Below are 5,408 nucleotides of genomic sequence, written 5' to 3'. Positions count from 1 at the left end.
ATCTTGGCCCGCATGGTGGCGACGGCGCCGGAAATCTCGCTCACCGTCTCGCCTCGCACGCGCAGCGCCATCAGGAAACCGCCGATCTGGCCGGGGGTCGCATCACCCGACATGATGATGTCGAAGGCCTCGCGCGCTTCCTCGAAGGAAAGCGCGCTACCGGTCGCGATCTTGGCGATATGGGTTTTCAGCGCGCTCATCTTGTCGAGGCTTGGGCGACGGCGGCCTGGTCGACGCGAACGTCGTACTGCGTCTGCAACTGCGCCACCAATTGGTCGAGCAGGTCGTCCGACATGCCGGAGGTGAAGGATTTCTGTGCGTCATCCGGCACCGAGCTGGCATCGGCCCCGGCGGGCTCGAACACTTCGGCGACCTTGTACAGGATCTCTCCGTCGCCGGTAGGCGAGGGGATCAGGCCGGTACCGCCTTCGCCGACTCCGAACATCGCTGCGGCACCTTCCTTGCCGAAATCGACGTCGTCAGCCTCGCGCTTCACACCGCGCTTGGTCTGCTTTTCCAGCTTCAGTTCGCTGGCAATGACATCGAGCGTTGCGCCGGCCTTGAGCCGCTTTTCCAGCTCGTCAGCCTTGGCGGCGAGCCGCTTGCTTGTTTCCGCCGCCGTCCAGTCGGCCACGACTTTCTGACGAACCTCATCCAGCGTGCGGTCGCGAGCCGGCGTGATGGACGCCACCTCATAGAAGACGAAGCCGTTGTCGGCTGTGGTCAAGGCATCGTTTTCCGTGTTGGGTTCGGCGTCGAAGACCGCTTTGATCAGCTCCGGCGATTGCGGCAGGTCCTTGACGATGCTTGCATCTGGCCGCAGTCCACTGCGATCGATGGCGTCGATGGTGACGACCTTCAGCTTCAGCTTGGCCGCAGCGTCGGCCAGCGAACTGCCGGCGGCGCGGGTGTCATCGTAATTGTCGCGCACGTCCAGAAGGATGCGGCTTGCCTCGCCCAGCGCCAGATCCTTGCGGATCTGGTCGGACACCTCGGCCAGCGGCTTCACCACCTCGGGCTTGATCTCGGTGACACGCAGCAGCACCGGACCGAAGGCGCCCTGCACGACCTGGCTGACTTCATTGGCGTTAAGCGCGAAGGCGGCGTCGGCGACCGCCTTGTCGGCGATCTTGTCCTTGGCAAGCGTGCCGAGCAACGTGTCGGCTGGGGTCTTGCCTTCCGCCGTGACCAGCTTGTCGAAAGTGGCGCCTGCCTTGAGCGAATCGAACGCGGCCTTGGCCGCATCCGGCGTCTTGAACACGAGCTGCTCGATGGTACGCAATTCCGGCGTGGTGTAACGCGCCTTGTTCTTGTTGTAATCGTCGCTGACCTGTTGGTCGGTGACGGCGGTCGGATCCATGATGTCGACCGGCTCGAGGCGGACATAGGAGAATTTGCGGTATTCGGGTGCCGCATATGTCTTCTTGTTGGCTTCGAAATAGGCCGAAAGCACGCTATCGGATGGCGCCACGATCGGCTCGACGAGTGCCTTGGGCAGCGTCAAATAGTCGATGGTGCGGTCTTCGCCGCGATAGAGCGCAACTGCCTTGAAGAAAGTGTCCGGAGCCTTGAGGCCGTCCGAGACCGCCTCGACAATCTGCTGGCGCACCGCCACCTGAGCACGGTTCTTCAAATAGTCCTCGGGTCGCATGCCAATCTGCTGCAGCATATATTCGAACGTTCTGCGATCGAACTGGCCGCCCGGGCCTTTGAAGGCCGGGTCTTCGCGTGTCAGCTCGGCCAGCCGGTCTTTGGAAAGTCCGAGGCCCAGCTTGCGGGCCTGTTCATCGAGAACGGCACCCGAGACGAGCTGCGCCAGCACCTGGTTATCGACACCGAGCGCCTTTGCCTGTTCGTGGCTGAGACGTTGGCCGAACTGCTGCGACATGACGGCGAGCTGGCGATCATAGGCGAGACGGTATTCGTTGATCGACACTTTGGTGCCGCCAGCGGTTATCACCGAATCATGGCCGGCCAAACCGCCCATCAGCCGTCCGGAAACGCCCCAGACCAAAAAGCTGAGCACCAGCAGCACCAACAGCCCCTTCGCGACCCAGGTGCCTGCCGCGCTTCTCAATATACCAAGCATTTTTACTTCCGATTTATGCGCATTTTCGCATGCGCCGAGTCTGAAACAAGCGCAATAGCGCCCTTCCGGCCCACTGTCGATTGCTTTGTGGCCTGATTTTGGTAGTGAGGGCCAGAGCCCCGATATCATCCGGAGAAGCAAACCCATGACGCCAGGAATTCGCCCGCTCGTCGCCGGCAACTGGAAAATGAACGGCACCAGCGCCTCCCTCAACGAGCTCAGGATGATCGGCAACGGCTTCATGAGTGGGCTTGACGCGGAGACCGAAGCGCTGGTTTGCGTTCCCGCAACCCTGCTTGCCCACGCCGCCGAGATCCTGTCGCGCACGCCGGTGCATGCCGGCGGCGAAGATTGCCACACCAAGGAGAGCGGCGCCTACACCGGCTGCATCTCGGCGGAAATGCTCAGGGATGCCGGTGCGAGCCATGTCATCGTCGGCCATTCCGAATGCCGCGAGCAACGCGGCGAGGATGACGCCACTGTCCAGGCCAAGGCATCCGCCGCGTGGCGTGCCGGGCTTGTTGCCATCATTTGCGTCGGCGAAACGCATGAGCAGCGTGAAGCGGGCGCCACGCTGGACGTGCTGTCGCGGCAGGTCGAGGGCTCAGTCCCGCCAAGCGCCACCCCGTCCAACACCATCATTGCCTATGAGCCGGTATGGGCGATCGGCACCGGCCTGACGCCGACAGCGGCCGACGTCGCTGCGGCACACGCACATATCCGCGAAAAGCTATCGGAAAAGCTCGGCGGCGTCGCGGCGAAGGTGCGCATTCTCTATGGCGGCTCGGTCAAGCCCTCCAACGCGGTCGAACTGCTCGGCGTCAGGAATGTCGACGGCGCGCTGGTTGGCGGCGCCAGCCTGAAAGCGGCGGACTTTCTCGGCATCGCCGAGGCCTATCGCAATATTGCTTGAAGACATTTTCCCTGCCGGACAGGGCTTCCGGTGCACGAAATCGTTGCAAAGGACGGGTTGCTTCCCATATTCCGGCCACGGGCTTGGAAATGCCGTCAAAGCATTGTATTGAGCCGCCTCCAATTCACCGGTCGTGTCCGCGGCCGGGCAAGGCCTTGCCAGGATAAACTATGGAAACCGTACTGATCGTCATCCATCTCATGGTCGTGCTCGCCCTTGTCGGCGTGGTGCTGCTGCAGCGTTCCGAAGGCGGTGGCCTCGGCATCGGTGGCGGGTCCGGCTTCATGACCGCGCGTGGTGCGGCCAATGCGCTGACGCGTGCGACGGCGATCCTGGCGGCTGCCTTCTTCGCCACCTCCTTGACCCTGTCGATCGTCGCCCGCTACGGCGAAAAGCCGATCGATATCCTGGACCGCGTGCCGGCGACCTCGGACGGCGCCGGCAAAGGCGTGCTCAACCAGTTGCCTGGAACCACAACTCCGGCGCCCGCGGGCACCACCACGCCGACGCCGCCTTCCGGCAACGATGCTTCGGCTCCTGCGACTGCCCCGGCCACTGCGCCTGCCGCCGGCTCGACGCCGCCGGCGACCAACGGCACGGCTCCCGCCGCACCGGCGACCCCGCAGGTTCCAAACCAGTAGTCCTCGGTGCCTGAACCGCGATCTGTGGTCGTTTGAACACAGTCGCGGCAAATGCAGCGAGATCACGAAGATTCGACGGGGTGAGGCATGGCCCCACGCTTGAGGCGGCCGCGCTTATTCGACTATAGATTGCACGCGGCATTTCCGGCGCCCTTGGGGGGCGCTGGGCGACGCCGTGGCAACAAGCATAGAACGATCGGATCTTCGCCATGCAGCTTCGCAGCTTCATTTTCCTGGGACTTTGCGCCGCACTCGGCGTGAGTTCCCCCGCTTTCGCAGGCGTTCCGGCCAATATGGCCGCACAGCCTTCGGCTGAAACAACTTCTGCCATCAACGTCGCCGTCAAGAGTGATGCGTCGCAATTGAAGCTTCTCAAGAAGAAGAAAAACCCGACGCCCGACGACCTCGCCCAGATCAAGAAGATCGAGGCCAAGATCGTTGCCGACAAGGAAGCCGCCAAAGCCAAGGCGCTCGAAGCCAGGAAGCTGGCAATGCGCGAGGCGGCAAAGGCCAAGGCCGACGCGGAACGGCAGGCGTTCCTTGCCAAGAAGGGCAAGAGCGCGCCGGCAACCGAGGTGGCCGATGCCAAGCCGGCCAAGAAGCAGGCTGCCAAGATCATCGAGCCTATCGAACCGATAGCGCCGATCCAGTCGGCCGAGCCGCTTCCGGCGGAGGCCATGAACGTCGCCCTGACCGGCAACAATGGCGAACTGCGCAGCGAAGTCATCGGCCAGAAGAAGCCGAGCGGCGGCGGCCTGTTCGCCGGCCTTTTCGGCGGGACGTCGTCCGGCTCCTCGATAAGCTATCTTCCCGAGACGCGGGCTCTCGATCAGGCTCTCGCCAAGAGGGAGGCCAAGAAGCAGTTCAAGGTGAAGCCGGAATTCGTGCCGCAGGACGTGGAATTCACTGGTTACGATGCCGGCACCATCGTCATCGACACCAGCGCGCGGCGCCTCTACCTCGTCGAATCATCTTCCACCGCGCGGCGCTACGCCATTGCGGTCGGTCGCGAGGGCCTGCAGTTCAAGGGCACGGTCGCGGTCGGTGACAAGCAGGAATGGCCGCGCTGGATCCCGACGCTGGACATGCAGAAGCGCGAGCCGAAGCATTACGGCCAGTATAAGGACGGCATGCCTGGCGGTGGCCAGAATCCGCTCGGCGCCCGCGCCATCTATCTCTATGACGGCAAGAAGGACACGCATCTGCGCATCCACGGCACCATCGCGCCGCAGTCGATCGGAACCAGCGCCTCTAATGGCTGCTTCCGCATGATCAACGAGCACGTCATGGATCTCTACAGCCGCGTCAGGGTTGGCACCAAGGTCGTCATCATCTGACGTTTTCGTCATCCTGCCGAAAGGGCCGGCTCAGCCGGCCCTTTTGTTTTGCCCTGTTCACGATCCGAGCGCCTTCTTGGGAAAAAACCTTCGCGGTGGTTTTTTCTCTGGCGGAATCAATCCGGCCGCGTTAAGCGATGACTCCCATGGCGCGATATGTATTCATCACAGGCGGCGTGGTTTCCTCACTTGGAAAAGGCATTGCCGCAGCGGCCCTTGGGGCTCTCCTGCAGGCGCGAGGCTATCGCGCACGCATCAAAAAACTCGATCCCTATCTCAATGTCGATCCGGGGACGATGTCGCCGTACCAGCATGGCGAGGTTTTCGTCACCGACGATGGTGCGGAAACCGATCTTGATCTTGGCCATTACGAGCGCTTCACAGGCCGCTCCGCCAACCAGCAGGACAACATCACCACCGGCCGCATC

4 protein-coding genes and 2 pseudogenes are annotated in these 5,408 nt (G+C 62.8%); 4 read left to right on the top strand and 2 right to left on the bottom strand.

What is annotated here, in order from left to right:
- Nucleotides 1–200: pseudogene (locus ENZ74_RS20380) on the bottom strand (anthranilate phosphoribosyltransferase); the annotation flags it as partial.
- Nucleotides 197–2,089 carry a SurA N-terminal domain-containing protein gene (locus ENZ74_RS20375; RefSeq protein ID WP_063167979.1) on the bottom strand — a complete coding sequence of 631 codons (1,893 nt, stop codon included), beginning with the start codon at nt 2,087–2,089 and terminating at the stop codon, nt 197–199. The gene ENZ74_RS20375 and the pseudogene ENZ74_RS20380, both read right to left, overlap by 4 nt.
- A gap of 145 nt (nt 2,090–2,234) precedes the next feature.
- Between ENZ74_RS20375 and tpiA the strand changes: the two genes are divergently transcribed.
- From tpiA to ENZ74_RS20355, 4 genes and pseudogenes are all read left to right on the top strand, one after another.
- The gene (gene tpiA / locus ENZ74_RS20370; protein ID WP_013531736.1) at nt 2,235–3,002 is read left to right on the top strand and encodes a triose-phosphate isomerase; all 768 of its coding nucleotides are present in this window, start codon (nt 2,235–2,237) and stop codon (nt 3,000–3,002) included.
- Nucleotides 3,003–3,172: 170 nt separating this feature from the next.
- Nucleotides 3,173–3,643, top strand: a complete 471-nt coding sequence (gene secG, locus ENZ74_RS20365) for a preprotein translocase subunit SecG (protein WP_013531735.1) — start codon at nt 3,173–3,175, stop codon at nt 3,641–3,643.
- Between the two features lie 209 nt (nt 3,644–3,852).
- Nucleotides 3,853–4,980, top strand: a complete 1,128-nt coding sequence (locus tag ENZ74_RS20360) for a L,D-transpeptidase (protein WP_013531734.1) — start codon at nt 3,853–3,855, stop codon at nt 4,978–4,980.
- A gap of 146 nt (nt 4,981–5,126) precedes the next feature.
- Nucleotides 5,127–5,408 (top strand): annotated as a pseudogene (locus tag ENZ74_RS20355) (CTP synthetase); the annotation flags it as partial.

Source organism: Mesorhizobium sp. M7A.F.Ca.CA.002.15.2.1, assembly GCF_003998715.1.
In the GTDB taxonomy this organism is placed as follows: domain Bacteria; phylum Pseudomonadota; class Alphaproteobacteria; order Rhizobiales; family Rhizobiaceae; genus Mesorhizobium; species Mesorhizobium ciceri.
The sequence above is the reverse complement of the archived record's forward strand: the minus strand, read 5'-3'. Positions and strand labels throughout refer to the sequence as shown.

Coding starts and splice junctions, on each gene's coding strand:
- secG (WP_013531735.1), top strand. CDS start 3,173: ATGGAAACCGTACTGATCGTCATCCATCTCATGGTCGTGCTCGCCCTT.
- ENZ74_RS20375 (WP_063167979.1), bottom strand. CDS start 2,089: ATGCTTGGTATATTGAGAAGCGCGGCAGGCACCTGGGTCGCGAAGGGG.
- tpiA (WP_013531736.1), top strand. CDS start 2,235: ATGACGCCAGGAATTCGCCCGCTCGTCGCCGGCAACTGGAAAATGAAC.
- ENZ74_RS20360 (WP_013531734.1), top strand. CDS start 3,853: ATGCAGCTTCGCAGCTTCATTTTCCTGGGACTTTGCGCCGCACTCGGC.